Genomic DNA, 1410 nt, shown 5'->3' with positions numbered 1-1410 from the left:
CCAATCCGCCGCCATCATCCCTGGTTAGCCTCATCACCCCTCATGAACACCACATACCCCCGAACATCCGGCGTTCGGACGTTTGCCTGTGACCGTCTCCGGTCCTGTTCCAAAAAGCCTCAGATTAGTCGGGCGTCACGGCGTCCTTTGACTGGGCTTGGGACCATAAAAATGGTTGACGAACTGGCAATCCATGAGACCGTCGATTTAGAGGTAACAGTCGTGGAGTGCTGAATGGCATCGGTCTATCGTCGGGGGAGCGTCTGGTGGGTGCGTTTCCGGTTTGGTGGTGAACATATCCGCCGCTCGGCGAAGACGACCAAGAAGACTGAGGCTCAAGCATACCTGAACCGGCTCTTGGAGGATTACGCTCATAAAGCTCGTGGGGAGAAGGACGCCCCTCGGCATCTTCTTCCCGAGGCCATGGAGCGGTTTTTTGAGGAGGCGACGCTCAAGGCGCGAACGCTGGAAAGCTATCGGTTCAACAGCAAGGTTTGCGCTCGCCTCCTGGGCCACCTTCATCTTGATGAGATCACCCGTCGCACCCTGTCCGACTTCGTGAGCACGAGAAAGCGCTCAGGTGTCACGGATGCGACCATCCGGCGAGATCTCGCGTTTCTGAGTTCTGTCTTCTCGATGGCCAACCGCTGGGGGTGGGTGGACACAAACCCGGTCACAGCCCTCAATAAGAAGGCCCTGAAGGAGAGCCGACCCCGGACTCGGTTCATCACGCGTGAGGAATTCGCGCGTCTCTATGAGATGGCGTCTGACGACCTCAAACCCATCTTGGTCTTGGCAGTCGAGACAGGGCTCCGAAAGGAGGAACTCCTTGGCCTCCAAATCTCCAATATCGACTTCCGTCGTCGAGAATTGCACCTTGAGATAACGAAGACCAATGCACCCAGGCGCGTGCCACTTTCAACGAAAGCATTGGAGACGATAAGGGAGATTCTGGAACAGCGCTCCCGTCCCCGTTCGTCTTACTTGTTCTGCAAAGCTGATGGGGTTCGGATGGGAAATCCGAGGAAGGCATTTTCAGGAGCATGTAGTCGGGCTGGCATCGAGGACTTTCGGTTCCATGACCTTCGCCACACCTTCGCGTCATGGTGGGTACAGGGTGGGGGTGACCTCTATAGACTCAGCCGCATTCTTGGCCACACGACCCTTCAGATGTCCGCACGGTATGGGCACCTTCGAACCGACGACCTTCACGACGAGCTTGAGCGTGTGGCACAAAAGCGGTCACAGGAGCGCCAGATCAAAACCCAGAAAATACCTTTGGAGACCTTAGCGGAACACGCCCAACAATCTGGGAAACCCTTACTGCGCAATAGTTTGGTGGCATCAAACCTGCGAGGGGCAAGTGGTACAGCCGCCCCGGCTCGAACGGGGGACCCCCAGATCCACAAT

Annotated in this window: 1 protein-coding gene; it reads left to right on the top strand. The window is 56.8% G+C overall.

Translation table 11 applies throughout. The features are described 5' to 3' along the window. Positions 1–234 precede the first annotated feature (234 nt). The coding region (locus tag ACFOYU_RS15325; RefSeq protein ID WP_377034256.1) for a tyrosine-type recombinase/integrase at positions 235–1410 on the top strand (1176 nt) is incomplete at its 3' end.

This window comes from Microvirga sp. GCM10011540 (assembly GCF_042650665.1).
GTDB lineage: Bacteria > Pseudomonadota > Alphaproteobacteria > Rhizobiales > Beijerinckiaceae > Microvirga > Microvirga lenta.
Note: the sequence above shows the minus strand (reverse complement) of the source record. Positions and strands in the feature narration are given on the sequence as shown.